The following is a 16,663-nucleotide window of genomic DNA, read 5'->3' on the forward strand; positions in this document are numbered from 1 at the left end:
TGGAGGGGTGGACCGACCCGAGGTAGCCGACTTCCTGCGCCGCGGCCGGGCCCGTCTGGAGCCCTCCGACGTGGGACTCCCGGCCGGCTCCCGGCGCCGCACCCCCGGCCTCCGCCGCGAGGAGGTGGCGGCGCTCGCGGGCATGTCCGTGGACTACTACACCCGGCTCGAACAGGCCCGGGGGCCGCGCCCCTCCCGCCAGATGCTGGGCGCGCTGGCACGGGCGCTGCGGCTGACCGGCGACGAGCGGGACCACCTCTTCCACCTGGCCGGTGAGGAACCGCCCCGCGCCATGGGCGCCTCCTCGCACGTGCGCCCCGGGCTGCTGCTGATCCTCGACCGGCTGCACGACGCGCCCGCCCAGGTCGTGACCGACTACGGCGAGCTGCTCGCGCAGAACGCGATGTCGGCGGCGCTGACGGGTCGGAGCGAACCCGGGCGCAATCTCATACGCGGGTTCTTCACCGACCCGGCCTCCCGGTCCCTCTTCCCGCCCGAGGACCGCCCCGAGCACGCCCGCTCCCACGTCGCGAACCTGCGCGCGGTCACCGCGGCCCGCCCCACGGACCCGGCGCCGGCCGCCCTGGTGGCCGAACTGCGCGCCAGGAGCGAGGAGTTCGCGGAGCTCTGGGAGTCCCACGAGGTCGCCGTACGGCGCTCCGCGACGAAGCGGTTCCTGAATCCCACGGTCGGACTGCTGGAACTCGACTGCGAGATCCTGCTCAGCTCCGGCGACAACCAGCTCCTCGTCGTCCACACGGCACGCCCCGGCACCGAGTCCCACGAACGTCTGCGGCTGCTGCGCGTGGTGGGCCTGCAGGACCTCGCGCCCGCCACCGGTCGGCGGTGACCTCCCGGACCGGGTGGCCGTCCAGCCGTCGGTCCGCGCGCCCGGGTCCAACTTCGGCCACTTTTCATGACCGTTGAAGGAACCCGCTCGCTTCCCTTGTCATCGCAAGGTGCCTGCGCCTCAATGGAACCGCACATTCCGACGGACCGTCGCACACGCCCCCGCACGGCGTCCCGCACCCCCACCCGCGGACGGTCCGCGTACACGTCTCCCCGCACCCTCACCGGGCACAGAGGTGAGGAGCCCGTGTGCCCGGACCAGGGCGGACGGCTCCGTCCCGACCATCCCCACATGGCAATTCCCCACAAGGGAAGGGATTTCGATGAGAGGCAAGCGACTCGCAACGGTCTCGGCGTTAGCCGCCGGCACCCTGGCCGCGACCGGTCTGGCCTTCGCGCCGGCCGCCGCGGCCGTCACTCCCCAGACGGCCACGATCAACGCGACCTGCACCATCGGTGGCGGCGGCGCGGCCACCCTCACGGCCACCCAGGACGGCACGGCCGCGACCGTCACCCTCAGCTCCACCGCCATCACGGCCCCGATCCCGATCGCCGCGAACTCGGTCACCTCGACGCTCTCCCTGGTGAACGCGAGCGGCGGGACCACCGCCTTCAGCGGCAAGAAGAACCCCGCGATGGCGACCGGCAGCGGAGTGTCGGTGGGCCCCCTCGACGGCACCGTCGCCTCCGGCGACAGCCTGGAGTTCTACGGCGGCTCGCTGAAGATGACGATCTTCGGCATCACGATCACCTGCACGGCGGACGCACCGCAGTCCCCGGGGCCGTTCGTCTTCGACTGAGCCACTGAGTCACGAGTCACCGATCCACTGATCCACTGATCCACCGCGCCACGACGTGAAGAGGGCCGGTGCCGCCCGCGCGCAGCGGCACCGGCCCGGCCCGGCCCGGCCCGGCCCCCGAGGCTAGCCACCCGGAACGACAACTCCGGCACCAGCAAGCCGAGTTGGTGACCATGACAGAACCTGATGGCCCATCAGTCACTGCGCCGGGTCTCCATTGACTTCTCACACGACCGGCACATCAATGTCCCCCTGTCGGCGCAGACGAGCCGCTGCGCCCGCATCCCTCAGGAGGGGGGCAACACCCATGTCAACCACGGGTCCGACCAGCCGAAGACGCCGTGTCGCGGCACTGCTCGGGGCGACCGTGCTCGCACTCACCGTGGGAGGCGCGCTGGCCGCTCCGGCCGGAGCCGCACCCACGAACGTGGACTTCGCCACGCACTGCATCCCGCCCGCGATCGCGGGCATCCCGCCGATCGACGGCACCACCACCGCGAAGATCGCGGTGGACAACGCCAGTCCCAAGGTCGGCGACACGGTCACCGTGACCTACACGGTGGTCAGTCCCGCCGCCAGCAACCCCGTCGACCTCGCGCTGCCGGCCGACATCATGACCCCCACCGGCAAGGTGACGCTGGGCGGGGCACAGACCGGAAGCGTCACCGTCGCCGGCCCCAAGAAGAACGACCCGGTGCCCGCCAAGGGCGCCTTCCCGTCGTTCAGCATGACCGGCACGTTCACCGTGACCGCGCCCGGCGCGATCACCCTGTCCCCCGGTGACTACAACATCCACACCAGCTACATCATGGAGCTGGACACCCCGTGCACGGTCACCAACCCGCCCGCCCCGGTGTCGGAGACGGTCACCGCGACGGGTGGACAGACCAACACCCGGGCCATCCAGCTCGGTTCGGCCTCCGGCAACCCCGGTGACAGCGTGACCGTCACCGGCAGCGGCTTCACCCCGGGTGCCGCCGTCACCCTCGCCGGACGGTCCGGGGCCACCCAGACCGCCGACACGGCGACCGTGACCGCGAACGCCCAGGGCTCCGTCAGCGGTTCGCTCGTCGTCAACGACAAGACGACGACCGGCGTGGTCGCGTACGAGGGAGCGAGCTGGGACCCGGACCACGGAGCGGGCCCCGCCGCGTACGTCGTCATCGACAACACACCCGTCCCGGACGGCAGTCAGAAGCTCACCACCACGGTGAAGGCGGGAACGCTGTCGATGACCCAGGCCGGGGACGCCGTCGCGCTGTCCGCGGTCGACTACGGCAAGGGCGGCGCATCCACCGGCGCCCTGCAGACGGTGACGGTCAAGGACTTCCGCGGCGGACCCGCGGGCTGGTCCCTGACCGGCAAGGTCACCGACTTCACCGGCCCCGGCGCGAAGATCGCCGCCGGCGCCCTGAGCTGGACACCGGCCTGCACCACCAAGGCCGGCAGCCCGAGCACCTGCCAGGCCGGTTCGTCCGGCACGGTCGGCACCTCGGGAGCGACCCTGGCGTCCACCCCCAACGGGACCCTCACCGGTGGTGAGTTCACCGTCGACGCCGGACTGTCGCTGAACGTGCCGGAGTTCACGCCGCCAGGCTCCTACTCCGGTGTGCTCACGCTGACGCTGAGCTGACCGGTCCGCCCTTCGACCGGTCGTCCGCACCCCCGTGGCCGGGCGCGCACCCGCCCGTCCACACAGGGGAGTTCACGCACGACGAGAGCCGCCAGTCCGCCGATGCCGTCCGCGGGGGTCCGCACCCATGCGCAAGCCGTACGCCCTCCTCCTGAGCGTGTTCCTGGTCCTGCCCGCCCTCGTGGCCCTCACGGCCGCGCCCTCGTACGCGGCCGACAACGGGAGCTGGTCGGTCTACCCGGTCTCCTCGCGCATCGCCGAGCGGCCCTACTTCTATCTGTCCGCCGACCCCGGCCAGACCCTGGGCGACAAGGTCACCGTCGCCAACAAGACCGGCTCCCCGCTGACGTTCCGGCTCTACGCGGCCGACGCCTACAACACCGCCCGCGACGGCGGTTTCGCCGTCCGCACCCTGTCGGAGAAGCAGCGCGGGGTGGGGGCCTGGGCCGAGCCCGCCCGCTCCCGGGTCACCGTGCCCGCGCACGGCCGCGTCACCGTGCCGTTCACGCTCCACGTCCCCGAGGGGGCCGAACCCGGCGACCATCCGGGCGCGCTGGTGGCGCTCGACGAACGGATCGAGACGGGCTCGGGCTCCCTCTCGGTCGGGGTGCGGCGAGCCGTCGCCGCCCGGGTCTACCTCCGCGTCGGCGGGCCCACCGTCCCCGCCCTCGCCGTGGAGAAGGTGCGCCTCACCCACCACCAGCCGCTGATCCCCGGCATCGGATCCGGCTCGGCCACCGTCTCGTACACGCTCCACAACACGGGCAACGTGACGCTGAACCCCAAGGTGCGGCTGAGGGCCGAGGGTCTCTTCGGGCGGACCCTGCTGTCCCGCGAACTCGCGGGCATCCCCTCGGAGCTGCTCCCCGGCCAGCGGGTCCGGCTCACCGCGCCCTGGCACGGGGCGCCCCAGCTCGACTGGGGCGACGTGACGCTGACGGCCAGCGCGCCGGGCACCCGGGAGTCGGCGAGCGTGTCGTTCCTCGCCCTGCCGTGGCTGGTGGCCGTGCTCGCGGTCCTCGCGCTCGCCGCGGCCGTGGTGACGCTCAGAGCGCGTCGGGCCCGCGTTCGCCCGTCCGTACCCGTACGACCGTCTCCACGGGTACGGACCACACCTTTCCGTCTCCGATCTTTCCGGTCTGCGCGGCCTTCACCACCGCGTCGATGACCGCGTCGGCCACCGCGTCCTCGACGACGACCTCGATCCGTACCTTGGGGACCAGGTCGACCTGGTACTCGGCGCCGCGGTACACCTCGGTGTGCCCGCGCTGACGCCCGTACCCGCTGGCCTCGGTGACGGTCATCCCGTGCACGCCGAGCTCCTGCAGGGCGGCCTTGACCTCGTCGAGACGGAAGGGCTTGACGATCGCGGTGATGAGCTTCATGCCTGGGGCTTGACCTTCTGCGCGGTGGGAAGGGACGACGACACCGGGGCGCCGTGGCCCAGGACCCCGTGATCGTAGGCGCTCTCGGCGTGCACCGTAAGGTCCAGGCCGGTCCGCTCGTGCTCCTCCTCGGCCCGCAGCCCCATGAGCCGGTCGATGACCCGGCCGATGCCGTACGTGGCGGCGAACGCGTACGTCCCGACGGCCAGCACACCGACGAGCTGCCGGCCGAGCTGCCCGAGGCCTCCGCCGTACAGCAGCCCCTCGGGGCCGCCGGTCATCCCGTGGACGGCGAAGACGCCGATGAGCAGCGTGCCGATGACACCGCCGACCAGGTGCACGCCGACGACGTCCAGCGAGTCGTCGTAGTTCAGCTTGAACTTCCAGCCCACGGCGTACGAGCAGACGGCGCCGGCGGCGAGTCCGACCGCGAGCGCGCCCAGCAGGGACACCACTCCGCACGAGGGGGTGATGGCCACCAGACCGGCGACCGCGCCCGAGGCCGCGCCCAGGGTGGTCGGGTGGCCGTCACGGCGCTGCTCGACGAGGAGCCAGCCGAGCAGACCCGTGCAGCCAGCGGCGAGGGTGTTGAGGAAGGCCGCGGCGGCCAGACCGTTGGCACCGAGGGCGGATCCGGCGTTGAAGCCGAACCAGCCGAACCACAGCAGACCGGCGCCGAGCATGACCATCGGGAGGTTGTGCGGGCGCATGGCGTCCTTCTTGAACCCGAGCCGCGGTCCGAGCACCAGGCACAGCGCCAGTCCCGAGGCGCCCGAGGCGATCTCGACCGGCATGCCGCCCGCGAAGTCGAGGGCGCCGAGACCGTCCCGGATCCAGCCGCCCGGGCCCCACACCCAGTGCGCGACGGGAACGTATACGAGCAGCGCCCAAACGGGCACGAACACGAGCCAGGCCCCGAACTTCGCCCGGTCGGCGACCGCCCCGCTGATGAGCGCGGCGGTGATGATCGCGAAGGTGAGCTGGAACGTGGCGAAGAGCAGGGTGGGGACGGAGCCCTGGACGCTGTCCGGCCCGATCCCGGCCATCCCGGCGTGCTCCAGACCGCCGACGAGCCCGCCGAACGCGTCCTCGCCGAAGGCCAGGGAGTAGCCGGCGGTCAGCCACACCACCGTGACCAGGGCGATCGACACGAAGCTCATCATGAGCATGTTGAGCACGCTCTTCGCGCGGACCATGCCGCCGTAGAAGAGGGCGAGCCCCGGGGTCATCAGGAGCACGAGCGCGGTGGCGGCGAGCAGCCAGGCTGTGTCGCCGGTGTCGATCCGGGAAGCGGCCAGGGTCACGGTCTCTCCAGCGGAGTGGGGGGCACGGGCGGGGCGTCGTCAGAGCGTCGTGGGCCCGCGTTTCCGGTTGCGCACACCCGCGTTTCCGTGGTGTTTCATTGCGCCGTGATTACCGAATCCTCACCGTGGAGGTGATCGGCGCCCTGCCGGGGATCACCCCGCGCGCGGGAACCGGAACGGCGGCTTCAGGGGCCTGGGACGGCTTGGTACGGCGGGCACCCGACGATCAGGGACAATGGGCGCCATGAGCGTTCGCAACCAGTCATCCGAGCCGTCGAAGGACAAGGGCAGCTCCGGCGCCCTCGACCCGGTGGAGAGCCACCGAGCCGGCTTCGCCTGTTTCGTGGGCCGCCCCAACGCGGGCAAGTCCACCCTCACGAACGCTCTGGTCGGCCAGAAGGTCGCGATCACCGCGAACCAGCCGCAGACGACCCGGCACACCGTGCGCGGCATCGTGCACCGGCCGGACGCGCAGCTGATCCTCGTGGACACCCCGGGCCTGCACAAACCGCGCACGCTGCTGGGTGAGCGGCTCAACGACATCGTCCGCACCACGTGGGCCGAGGTCGACGTGATCGGCTTCTGCCTGCCCGCGAACGAGAAGCTCGGTCCCGGTGACCGTTTCATCGCGAAGGAACTGGCGTCGATCAAGAAGACGCCGAAGATCGCGATCATCACGAAGACCGACCTCGTCGACAGCAAGACGCTGGCCGAGCAGCTCATCGCGATCGACCAGCTCGGCCGCGAGCTCGGCTTCGAGTGGGCCGAGATCGTCCCGGTGTCGGCGGTCGGGGACAAGCAGGTGGGTCTGCTGGCCGACCTGATCGTCCCGCTGCTGCCGGAGGGGCCCGCCCTCTACCCCGAGGGCGATCTGACGGACGAGCCGGAGCAGGTCATGATCGCGGAGCTCATCCGCGAGGCCGCGCTGGAGGGCGTCCGTGACGAGCTGCCGCACTCCATCGCCGTCGTGGTCGAGGAGATGCTGCCGCGCGAGGACCGCCCGGCCGACAAGCCGCTCCTCGACATCCACGCCTTCGTCTACATCGAGCGCCCCAGCCAGAAGGGCATCATCATCGGCCCCAAGGGCAAGCGCCTGAAGGACGTCGGCATCAAGTCGCGCAAGCAGATCGAGGCCCTGCTGGGCACGCCGGTCTTCCTGGACCTGCACGTGAAGGTCGCCAAGGACTGGCAGCGCGACCCCCGGCAGCTCCGCAAGCTCGGCTTCTGAGGCGACCCGGAAACGTACGGCACCGCCCCGGGGGAGATCACTTCCCCCGGGGCGGTGCCATGCTCAGCCCGCGGTCACCGTCGTGTGCACGGCGCCGTCGGGGCCGGCCAGCAGCACCGGTGTGGCGGGCCCGCCGAGATCCCGTACGGCCGCCCGGTCCGCGTCGGTGACGGCGGCGGCCTCGGACACCACGGCCGCCGACTCCAGGGACTTCGCGCCGGACGCCACGGCCATCGCCACGGCCGTCCGCAGGGCGCTCAGCCGCAGGGACTCCAGCTCCACGGTCCCGGCGACGTACGTACGTCCCGTCTCGTCGCGTACGGCCGCGCCCTCGGGCACACCGTTGCGGGCCCGCGCGGAACGGGCCAGGGTGACGATCTTGCGGTCCTCGGGGTCGAGCGCGCTGCTGTCGGTCATGACCAGAGCATACGAAGTGCCGGCACCGTCCCGCGCCGACGGGTCGGCCGCCCACCTGGTCGCCGGTCAGCCGGCCACCGGGTACATCGAGCCGCGGCGTCCCTCCGGCGAGGCGAGCCACTCCAGCTTCGCGGCCGTGTTCGCCTCCGGCAGCGGGGTGTGCAGCACGATCGTGAGGTCGGGCCGGACCGGCACCTTCATCGCGGTGGACTCGACGGCGAGCAGCCCCACGAGCGGATGGTCGAGCTCCTTGCGGATCTGCCCCGCGTCCTCGATGTCCCGCCGCTCCCACAACTCCGCGAACTCGGGGCTGGCCTCGGTCAGCCCGGTCAGCAGCTCGCGGAACCCCTCGTCGTCCGGCGCGGCCGCGCACGACGCGCGGAACTGGGCCACGACGGTACGGGCGTTGTGCTCCCAGGTGCGGGAACGGCCGCGGTAGAGCGGGTCGGTGAAGAAGTCGACGACGCAGTTCTGGGTGATCTCCGGACGCATGCCGAGGACCACCGCGGCGGCGTCGTTGTACAGGACGCAGTTGTAGTACGGGTCCATGATGTGCGCCGGATACGGCATCCACGTGTCGATCAGGCGCCGCAGTCCGTCGCACATGTCCCGGTCCCCGGGGGCGACTTCGGGAGCGGGCGGGTTCAGTCCGGCCAGCGTGTACAGATGACGCCGCTCGGTGTTGCTGAGCCGCAGCACGCGGGCGACGGAGTCCAGGACCTGCGGCGACACGGAGATGTCCCGCCCCTGTTCGAGCCATTGGTACCAGGAGACGCCCACGCCCGCGAGGACGGCGACCTCCTCGCGGCGCAGCCCCGGTGTGCGGCGACGGGCTCCGCCGCCCGGGAGCCCGGCCTCGGCCGGTGACACCCGTGCCCGGCGGCTCATCAGGAACTCGCGGAGTTCCGGGCGTCGTCGGGTCTTCGGCGCGTCCTCCGCCACGTGTCTCCCCCTCCGGTGACTGGTGGTGCGGCCACCAGCATAAGTTCCGGCTCCCCACGGATATTCCGGCCGCCGCACGCTCTTCCCATGACCACCGACACGACCACCGAGTCAACCGCCCGCACCCCCGGCACCGGCACGCCGGGCGTCGATCCGGGCACCACGAACGGCCCCCGGGCCGACACCTCCACCGCGTCACCGGCCCGCGGGAGGGCCGGCCGGCCGCCGCGCCCGGACCGGCTGTCGGGCCGCGCGGCGCTCGTGCTCTTCGTGCTGTGCGCCGCCCAGTTCATGGTCGCGCTGGACTTCTCCGTCCTGAACGTGGCGCTGCCCGTGCTCGGCCACGACCTCGGCATGAGCCCGTCCGCGCTCCAGTGGGCCGTCACCGCCTTCGCGCTGCCGTCCGGTGGCTTCCTGCTCCTCTTCGGCCGGATCGGCGACCTGTTCGGCCGCCGGGGGCTCTTCCTCGCCGGGCTGACCCTGTTCGGGGCGGCCTCGCTGCTCGCGACCCTCGCCTGGGACCCGGCGTCGTTCCTGGCCGGACGGGCCCTGCAAGGTCTCGCGGCGGCGGCGATCGTGCCGACCGGCATGTCGCTGCTGACCACGACCTTCCCGGAGGGCCCCGCCCGGGACCGCGCGCTCGGCATCTCCGGCACGCTCCTGTCGCTGGGCTTCACGGTCGGCATGGTGGCGGGCGGCGTCCTGACCGACGTGCTGGGCTGGCGTTCGACGATGGGGCTGCTGTCGCTGTTCGCGCTGGTCGTGCTGCCGCTCGCCGCCGGACTGCTGCCCGCGTCCGGCCCCCGGGACACGGGCGCCGGAGACCGCCCCCGCCTGGACATCCCCGGCGCGGTCACCGTCACCGGCGGTCTGCTGGCCCTGATCTACGCACTGTCGACGGCGGCGGACCGCGGCTTCGGCCGGACGGACGTCGTGGTGACACTCGTCGCGGGTGTGCTGCTGCTCGTCGCCTTCGTGCGGATCGAGTCCCGCGCCGACGCCCCGCTCGTCAGCCTGAGGATGCTGCGCCGCCCCACGGTGGCGTGGGGCAATCTGGGCGGCCTGGTCACCTTCTCGATGATGTCGACGGTCGTCTTCGTGCTGACCCTGTACCTCCAGGAGACGCTCGGCCTCTCGGCCTTCGAGACCGGTCTGGTCTTCGGCGCGCAGGGGCTGCTGTCGGCCGTCGCCGGGATGTACGCGCCGAAGGTCATCGGCCGCTTCGGCGCCCGGCGCACCCTGGCCGCCTCGCTGGCCGGACAGGGCCTGTTCGTGGCGGGGATGCTGCTGCTGAACGCGCACACCTGGTCGGTGTGGATCGCCGTCGCCGGGGTGTCGCTGGCCAGCATGTGCCACCTGGGCGCGATCATCTCGTACGGCCTGACCGTCACCTCGGGCGTCCCCGACGAGGAGCAGGGCCTGGCCACCGGTCTGGTGACCTCCACCCAGCAGGTGGGCATCACCGTCGGGATCCCGCTGCTCGGCGTCCTCGCGACCACCTCCGGCGACCTGCTCGGCGGAGTGCACACGGTCCTCGCCCTGGACGCGGCGATCGTGCTCGGGGCGGCGGCCCTGGTCGCGGTCGGACTCGGGCGGCGGGACGCGGCGCGCGCCCGCTGAGGGCGGCGCCGGACCGTCCCGGGCCGGGGACGACAGGTCCCGGGTCAGGGACGGTCGAGGCGCAGCCGCTCGGCGCGCGGCAGACCGGCCACGACGAGATCGTACGAATCCTCGACGAGCTCCCGGACCAGAGAGTCCGGGAGCTCGCCGTCGACGGTCACCGTGTTCCAGTGCCGCTTGTTCATGTGATAGCCGGGGACGACCAGTCCCGGGTGCTGCTCGCGCAGCCGGAGCGCGTCGTCCGGGTCGCACTTCAGGTTGACCGTGAGCGGGCGTCCGTCCAGGTTCGTCAGCGCGAAGAGCTTGCCCAGCACCTTGAAGACCGAGGTCTCGGGGTTGAACGGGAAGTCCTCGACGGTGGCGTTGAAGGACAGGCAGAACGCGCGCAGTTCCTGCGGGGTCACTCCGGCTTCTCCTCCCGAGGGGGCCCGGCCGGGCCGACGGGCTCGACGAGCACGGTCACGATCTTGTTCCGGCGGCCGGCGGCGGCCTCGGCGGTGAGCCGCAGCTGGCGCCCGTCGGGCAGTTCGACCACCGAGGAGGCCCCGGCGATGGGCACCCGTCCCAGGGCCTTGGCGAGCAGCCCGCCGACGGTCTCCACGTCCTCGTCGTCGTAGGCCTCGAAGCCGTACAGCTCGCCGAGGTCGCCGATGTCGAGGCGGGCGGTCACCCGGAAGCGGTCGTCGCCGAGCTCCTGGACGGGCGGCAGCTCGCGGTCGTACTCGTCGGTGATCTCGCCGACGATCTCCTCGAGGATGTCCTCGATGGTGACGATGCCGGCCGTGCCGCCGTACTCGTCGATGACGACGGCGACGTGGTTGCGCTCCTGCTGCATCTCGCGCAGCAGATCTCCGGCGTTCTTGGTGTCGGGCACGAACGTGGCGGGCCGCATGGCCGTGGCCACCAGCTCGGACTCGGCGTCCCGGCTGATGTGCGTCTTGCGGGCCAGGTCCTTGAGATAGACGATCCCGACGATGTCGTCCTCGTTCTCGCCCGTGACGGGTATGCGGGAGAAACCGGAGCGCAGCGCCAGGGTGAGGGCCTGCCGGATGGTCTTGTAGCGCTCGATGACGACGAGGTCCGTGCGGGGCACCATGACCTCGCGCACGAGGGTGTCGCCGAGTTCGAAGACGGAGTGCACCATGCGGCGCTCCTCGTCCTCGATGAGCGACTCCTTCTCGGCGAGGTCGACCATCGCCCGCAGCTCCGCCTCAGAGGCGAACGGGCCGCGCCTGAAGCCCTTGCCGGGGGTGAGCGCGTTGCCGATGAGGATCAGCAGCGGCGGGATCGGCCCCATGATCCGGGCCAGCGGCAGCAGGACGTACGCGGCCGCGGTCGCGGTGTTCAGCGGGTGCTGACGGCCGATGGTGCGCGGCGAGACACCCACCGCGACGTACGACACGAGGACCATGACGGCGATGGCGACGGCCAGCGCCTGCCAGGTCCGGTCGAACTCCTTGAGGCAGGCGAAGACGACGAGCGCGGCCGCCGCCATCTCGCAGACCACGCGGACCAGCAGCGCCACGTTCAGATAGCGCGTCGGGTCCGCGGTGACCTGCGCGAGCTTGGCGCTGCCGCGCCGGCCGCTGCGGACCGCCTCCTCGGCGCGGAAGCTGGAGACCCGCGCGAGGCCCGCCTCCGCGCAGGCGGCGAGCCAGGCGACGACGACCAGGACGATGGCACCGACGACAAGCTGTGGGCTCATGACACGGTCGGGGCCGGAGACGGACCCGTGATGCCCTTCTCCGCGCGCCAGCCGTCCACGATGGCGGCCTGCAGGCCGAACATCTCGGCCTTCTCGTCGGCTTCCTCGTGGTCGTAGCCGAGGAGGTGCAGCACCCCGTGGACGGTGAGGAGCTGGAGCTCCTCGTCCATGGAGTGCTGCGTCGGGGCGTCCTTGCCCTGCCGCTCGGCGACCTCGGGGCAGAGCACGATGTCGCCGAGCAGCCCCTGCGGCGGCTCGTCGTCGTCCTTCGACGGCGGGCGCAACTCGTCCATCGGGAAGGACATGACGTCCGTCGGTCCCGGCAGGTCCATCCACTGGATGTGGAGCTGCTCCATGGCGTCGGTGTCCACGACGATCACCGAGAGCTCGGAGAGCGGGTGGATGCGCATCCGTGCGAGCGCGTAGCGGGCGATGTCGAGGATCGCCTGCTCGTCGACCTCGGTTCCGGACTCGTTGTTGACGTCGATCGACATGGCGGTGCTGGTCTACTTCCCCTTGTGGCCCCGGCTCTTGTGGGAGCCGTTCTCGGTGCCGTTCTCGCTGTCGTACTTCTCGTACGCGTCGACGATACGGCCGACCAGCTTGTGCCGGACGACATCCTGGGACGTGAGCCGCGAGAAGTGCACGTCGTCGACACCTTCCAGGATGTCCTGGACCTGCCGCAGACCCGACTTCGTCCCGCTCGGGAGGTCGACCTGGGTCACGTCACCCGTGATCACGATCTTCGAGTCGAAGCCGAGGCGGGTGAGGAACATCTTCATCTGTTCGGGGCTCGTGTTCTGGGCCTCGTCCAGGATGATGAAGGCGTCGTTCAGGGTCCGGCCGCGCATGTACGCCAGCGGCGCGACCTCGATCGTGCCCGCCGCCATCAGGCGCGGGATCGAGTCCGGGTCGAGCATGTCGTGCAGCGCGTCGTACAGCGGGCGCAGATAGGGGTCGATCTTCTCGTAGAGCGTGCCGGGCAGGAAGCCGAGCCGCTCGCCGGCCTCGACCGCCGGGCGGGTCAGGATGATGCGGTTGACCTGCTTGGACTGGAGCGCCTGGACGGCCTTCGCCATGGCGAGGTAGGTCTTGCCCGTACCGGCGGGGCCGATGCCGAACACGATGGTGTGCTTGTCGATGGCGTCGACGTAGCGCTTCTGGTTGAGCGTCTTGGGGCGGATGGTGCGGCCTCGCGAGGACAGGATGTTCTGCGTGAGCACCTCGGCCGGAGTCTCCTGGCCGTCGCCCTCCCCGTTCTCGCTCGCCCTGAGCATGGCGATCGAGCGTTCCACTGCGTCCTCCGTCATGGGCTGCCCCGTGCGGAGCACCAGCATCATCTCGTCGAACAGGCGCTGGACGAGCGCGACTTCACCGGCGTCGCCCACCGCACTGATCTCGTTTCCCCGGACGTGGATGTCGGCCGCCGGGAAGGCCTTCTCGATCACGCGCAGCAGGGCGTCTCCGGAACCCAGAACGGTCACCATGGGGTGCTTGGCCGGGACGGTGAAGTGCGCGCGCGCCTGCCCCTGTGCGGGGCCGTGAGCTGTGGGTGTCTGAGTCATGGGCCGGCTCTGTAGGCCTGCGTATCCTCCTCGGTCGGCACGCTTGCCACACGGGCAGCCTTGCGGTTCCCAGCGTACGTCGCGGCGCACACGGACCCGTAGGGCTTTTCCCGCGGTGACGAGGTCGTGACCTGAGGGCGCCGCTCAGGCCGAGCGGCCGAAGCCGATCGTGGGTACCGCCCGGCGCAGCGGCCAGGGGCGGGTGACCTCGGGGAGCCTGCCCTCCAGGAAGGCGTACCGGGTCAGGGCCGCCGGGTCCTGGTCGTCGACCGACTGCACCCGGCGCCACCAGGCGGCGATCTCCGACCAGCCGGGCGCCGACAGCGATCCGCCGAACTCCTGGACCGAGAGCGCGGCGGTCAGCCCGGCGAAGGCGAGGCGGTCGGCGAGCGGCCAGCCGGCGAGGGTCCCGGTGACGAATCCGGCGACGAAGACGTCCCCGGCGCCGGTGGGGTCCAGCGCCTCGACGGCGATCGCGGGAACCTCGGCGCTCTCCCCGGTACGCCCGTCCACGGCGTAGGCGCCGTCGGCGCCGAGGGTGACGACCGCGAGCGGCACGTGGTCGGCCAGCGCGTGCGCCGCCGCGCGGGGGCAGTCGGCGCCGGTGTAGCGCATGGCCTCCTCGGCGTTCGGCAGGAACGCCTCGCAGTGCGCCAGGTCGGCGAGGCCCGCCAGGTCCCAGCGGCCGGTGTCGTCCCAGCCGACGTCCGCGAAGATCCGGGTGCCCCGACTCGCGGCCTGCTGGATCCAGGGCGCGCTGACGCCGGGGGTCAGCGAGGCGACGGCGGCCCGCGCGTGCGGCGGGAGGTCCGGCGCGGGCTCCTCCAGGGGTGCCTCGTGGCCGTGGCTGACCATGGTCCGCTCACCCTCGTACGCCATCGACACGGTGACCGGCGAGTGCCAGCCCGGCACGGTCCGCGACGGTGTGAGGTCGATGTGCTCGCCCTGCTCCAGGGCGTCCCAGCAGTACTCGCCGTAGTGGTCATCGCCGAAGGCGGCGGCGAGGGAGGTGCGCAGGCCGAGGCGGGCGAGGGCGGTGGCCATGTTCGCGACGCCGCCGGGGCTCGATCCCATGCCCCGCGCCCAGGACTCGGTGCCGCGCACGGGGGCGGAATCGAGCCCGGTGAAGATGATGTCCAGGAAGACCGTGCCCGTCAGGTAGACGTCCCAGGGCGGGTCGTCGGCCCTGCGCAGCGCGGCCAGCGGGTCGACATGGGCCTGACGGAACGGTCCCTCGCCGTTGATCACGGTCGCTCCCCGGGGTGGTACGGATCTGGCCAGTGTGCACCACGCCGCCGCCCCGGGCCCGTGGTCGGCGCCGGGACACCGGCACTCGACGCGCCACACCCCACCCGGCCTCGGCCCGCCCCGGCCACCAGGCTTTGCCCCGCCCCCTCCACCCGGCCTCGGCCCGCCCCGGCCACCGGGCTTTGGCCCGCCGCCTCCACCCGGCCTCGGCCCACCCCAGCCACCGGGCTTCGGCCCGCCGCCTCCACCCGGCTTCGGCCCGCCCCGGCCACCCGGCTTTGGCCCGTCCCCTCCACCCGGCTTCGGGCCGCCCGGCCACCTGGCCGATCCGCCCGGTGGCGGGGCGCGGGCGCGACGCTGGCGCGGGGGCGGCGGTCGGCTTCGCCCGCCCCTCGGCGGGCGCGAGGACGCGTCAGTACCCCGGGTGTGCCGCCGCAAACAAAGAGTGCCTCAGATCACACCGTCACGCCTTCTTCGCGGACCCCCCACCTTGATACAAATTGCCCGCGCGTTCCTGTCCTTCGACGGCCGCCCCTCCCCCCTCTCTTCTTGAGCCGCTCTCGCCTGCCCTGGGAACGCCCGTGTCCGCCCGCACCCCCACGCCCTGGCCCCTCGTCGCCCTTTTCACGGCCGGGTACCTCGCCGCGTATCTCCTCCCCACCACCGTCGGCCGCCTCGACGCGGGGCTCCCGCTGTCGGCCACCCAGGCCGGAGCCGTCGGCAGCGTCCTGCTGCTGAGCTCGGCCTCGGCCGGCTTCCTGCTCGCCTCCCGCGTCGACCGCTTCGGCCCGCGCGCGCTGGCCCGCGCCGGGCTGCTCCTCGCCGCCGCTGGCTTCGGCACCGCCGCGCTCTCGACGGCCGTCCCCCTCGTGGTCGCCGGCGCGGTCGTCGGCGGCTTCGGCTCCGGTACGGCCACCACGGTCGCCGCGACCGGGATCGCCGGCCGGCCCGATCCGCACCGGATCACCACCCTGGGCCTGTTCGGCGTCTCCGGCCTCGCGGGCGCGCTGTATCTGACGATCCCCCACCTCGGCCCGGGGCACGGCTACCCGCTCGCCGCGATCGCCTGCACCGCGCTGCTCGCGCTGTCCCTGACGGGCCGCCTTCCCGACCGCACACCGCCCGACCGCGCCCGGCGCGCCACCGGCCCGCTCCCGCATCGCCGTTCCGGGCTGCTGCTCGCCGGCACGATGCTCTTCTGGTCGCTCGCGCAGAACTCCCTGTGGGGCGTCAGCGGCCGGATAGGCCTGACGCAGGCGGGGCTCACCGAGGTGAAGGTGGGCGCGGTCTTCGCGGTGGCGCTCGGCGCCGGGCTGCTCGGCACGATCGGCGCAGGCGCCCTCGGCCCGCGGCTCGGCCGGGCCCTGCCGATCGGCCTGGGCACCGCGCTGATCGCCGGCTGCATCGCGCTGAGCGCGGCGGCCACCGATCTGACGTCCTTCGCGACGGGCGAGATCGCCTGGAACGCGCTCTACCCGGTCGTGCTGTCGTACGTGCTCGGCCTCGCCGCGTCCATGGACCCGCGCGGCCGGTGGGCGGTCCTCGTCGGTTCCGCCTCCTCGCTCGGCACGGCGTGCGGTCCGCTCACCGGCAGCCTGCTGTCCGAGCGGGCGGGCTACCCGGCCATGGGAGCGGTCCTGGCCGCCGGCCTGCTGGTCGTCGGCGTCCCGATGACGCTCGTGGCGCTGCGCCCGCACCGCACCGGGCAGATCGTCGAGATCCCCGTCGTCGACATCCCCGTGCCGGAACTCCCCGTCGTGGAGATCCCCGTGGCCGACTTCCCCGTGGCCGACTTCCCCGTCGTCGAGATCCCCGTCGTAGAGATCCCCGTCGTCGAGATCCCGCTGGACGGCGTGCCCGCCCAGCGGCGCGCGTACGGCACGGCGGGCCCCCTGCACACGGCCGCCGCGCCCGCTCCCGGGTCCGTGGGCGCCTGACTCCCGCGAGTGCCCGCCCGCCCCCAGGAG

Annotated in this window: 15 protein-coding genes and 1 pseudogene; 7 read left to right on the forward strand and 9 right to left on the reverse strand. The window is 72.4% G+C overall.

Annotated features, from left to right (window positions below):
• The first annotated feature begins 7 nt into the window (after positions 1 to 7).
• The 4 genes and pseudogenes from ACFRIC_RS10255 to ACFRIC_RS10270 form a co-directional block, all read left to right on the forward strand.
• Positions 8 to 850 carry a helix-turn-helix transcriptional regulator gene (locus ACFRIC_RS10255; RefSeq protein WP_382782323.1) on the forward strand — a complete coding sequence of 281 codons (843 nt, stop codon included), beginning with the start codon at positions 8 to 10 and terminating at the stop codon, positions 848 to 850.
• 322 nt (positions 851 to 1,172) lie between these two features.
• On the forward strand, positions 1,173 to 1,649 hold the full coding sequence (locus ACFRIC_RS10260; RefSeq protein WP_382782325.1) for a hypothetical protein: 477 nt from the start codon (positions 1,173 to 1,175) through the stop codon (positions 1,647 to 1,649).
• 307 nt (positions 1,650 to 1,956) lie between these two features.
• Entirely contained in the window at positions 1,957 to 3,282 is a 1,326-nt protein-coding gene (locus tag ACFRIC_RS10265) for a beta-xylosidase (protein ID WP_382782328.1), read from the forward strand.
• A gap of 127 nt (positions 3,283 to 3,409) precedes the next feature.
• A pseudogene (locus ACFRIC_RS10270) lies at positions 3,410 to 4,432 on the forward strand (WxL protein peptidoglycan domain-containing protein); the annotation flags it as partial.
• Here ACFRIC_RS10270 and ACFRIC_RS10275 read toward each other — a convergent pair.
• The gene (locus ACFRIC_RS10275; protein ID WP_382782331.1) at positions 4,329 to 4,667 is read right to left on the reverse strand and encodes a P-II family nitrogen regulator; all 339 of its coding nucleotides are present in this window, start codon (positions 4,665 to 4,667) and stop codon (positions 4,329 to 4,331) included. The pseudogene ACFRIC_RS10270 and the gene ACFRIC_RS10275 overlap by 104 nt on opposite strands.
• Positions 4,664 to 5,971: an ammonium transporter gene (locus ACFRIC_RS10280; RefSeq protein WP_382782333.1), complete on the reverse strand. Its 1,308-nt coding sequence runs from the start codon at positions 5,969 to 5,971 to the stop codon at positions 4,664 to 4,666. The genes ACFRIC_RS10275 and ACFRIC_RS10280 overlap by 4 nt, the downstream gene beginning before the upstream one ends.
• Before the next feature lie 235 nt (positions 5,972 to 6,206).
• On the opposite strand from ACFRIC_RS10280, the gene era reads away from it, so the two are divergent.
• Positions 6,207 to 7,199, forward strand: coding sequence for a GTPase Era (era, locus tag ACFRIC_RS10285; RefSeq protein WP_382782336.1), 993 nt, complete (start codon positions 6,207 to 6,209; stop codon positions 7,197 to 7,199).
• A gap of 63 nt (positions 7,200 to 7,262) precedes the next feature.
• On the opposite strand, the gene ACFRIC_RS10290 is transcribed toward era, so the two are convergent.
• Positions 7,263 to 7,616 (reverse strand): cytidine deaminase, encoded by a 354-nt coding sequence (locus ACFRIC_RS10290; RefSeq protein ID WP_382782339.1) that lies wholly within the window; start codon positions 7,614 to 7,616, stop codon positions 7,263 to 7,265.
• Between the two features lie 66 nt (positions 7,617 to 7,682).
• Positions 7,683 to 8,504, reverse strand: a complete 822-nt coding sequence (locus ACFRIC_RS10295) for a helix-turn-helix transcriptional regulator (RefSeq protein WP_382782767.1) — start codon at positions 8,502 to 8,504, stop codon at positions 7,683 to 7,685.
• Between the two features lie 141 nt (positions 8,505 to 8,645).
• Between ACFRIC_RS10295 and ACFRIC_RS10300 the strand changes: the two genes are divergently transcribed.
• The gene (locus ACFRIC_RS10300; protein ID WP_382782342.1) at positions 8,646 to 10,178 is read left to right on the forward strand and encodes an MFS transporter; all 1,533 of its coding nucleotides are present in this window, start codon (positions 8,646 to 8,648) and stop codon (positions 10,176 to 10,178) included.
• Between the two features lie 44 nt (positions 10,179 to 10,222).
• Here the strand turns inward: ACFRIC_RS10300 and ACFRIC_RS10305 are convergent, their stop codons facing one another.
• From ACFRIC_RS10305 to ACFRIC_RS10325, 5 genes are all read right to left on the reverse strand, one after another.
• Positions 10,223 to 10,582 (reverse strand): MmcQ/YjbR family DNA-binding protein, encoded by a 360-nt coding sequence (locus tag ACFRIC_RS10305; RefSeq protein ID WP_382782345.1) that lies wholly within the window; start codon positions 10,580 to 10,582, stop codon positions 10,223 to 10,225.
• A complete protein-coding gene (locus tag ACFRIC_RS10310) occupies positions 10,579 to 11,883 on the reverse strand; it encodes a hemolysin family protein (RefSeq protein ID WP_382782348.1) in 1,305 nt (434 codons plus the stop codon). The genes ACFRIC_RS10305 and ACFRIC_RS10310 overlap by 4 nt, the downstream gene beginning before the upstream one ends.
• Positions 11,880 to 12,377 carry an rRNA maturation RNase YbeY gene (ybeY, locus tag ACFRIC_RS10315; protein WP_361687049.1) on the reverse strand — a complete coding sequence of 166 codons (498 nt, stop codon included), beginning with the start codon at positions 12,375 to 12,377 and terminating at the stop codon, positions 11,880 to 11,882. The genes ACFRIC_RS10310 and ybeY overlap by 4 nt, the downstream gene beginning before the upstream one ends.
• A gap of 12 nt (positions 12,378 to 12,389) precedes the next feature.
• The gene (locus ACFRIC_RS10320) at positions 12,390 to 13,448 is read right to left on the reverse strand and encodes a PhoH family protein (protein WP_382782352.1); all 1,059 of its coding nucleotides are present in this window, start codon (positions 13,446 to 13,448) and stop codon (positions 12,390 to 12,392) included.
• Between the two features lie 144 nt (positions 13,449 to 13,592).
• A complete protein-coding gene (locus ACFRIC_RS10325) occupies positions 13,593 to 14,696 on the reverse strand; it encodes a carbohydrate kinase family protein (protein WP_382782355.1) in 1,104 nt (367 codons plus the stop codon).
• Positions 14,697 to 15,277: 581 nt separating this feature from the next.
• On the opposite strand from ACFRIC_RS10325, the gene ACFRIC_RS10330 reads away from it, so the two are divergent.
• Entirely contained in the window at positions 15,278 to 16,633 is a 1,356-nt protein-coding gene (locus ACFRIC_RS10330) for an MFS transporter (protein ID WP_382782357.1), read from the forward strand.
• Positions 16,634 to 16,663: the final 30 nt, after the last annotated feature.

It is taken from the genome of Streptomyces sp. NPDC056738, assembly GCF_042790435.1.
Classification (GTDB): domain Bacteria; phylum Actinomycetota; class Actinomycetes; order Streptomycetales; family Streptomycetaceae; genus Streptomyces.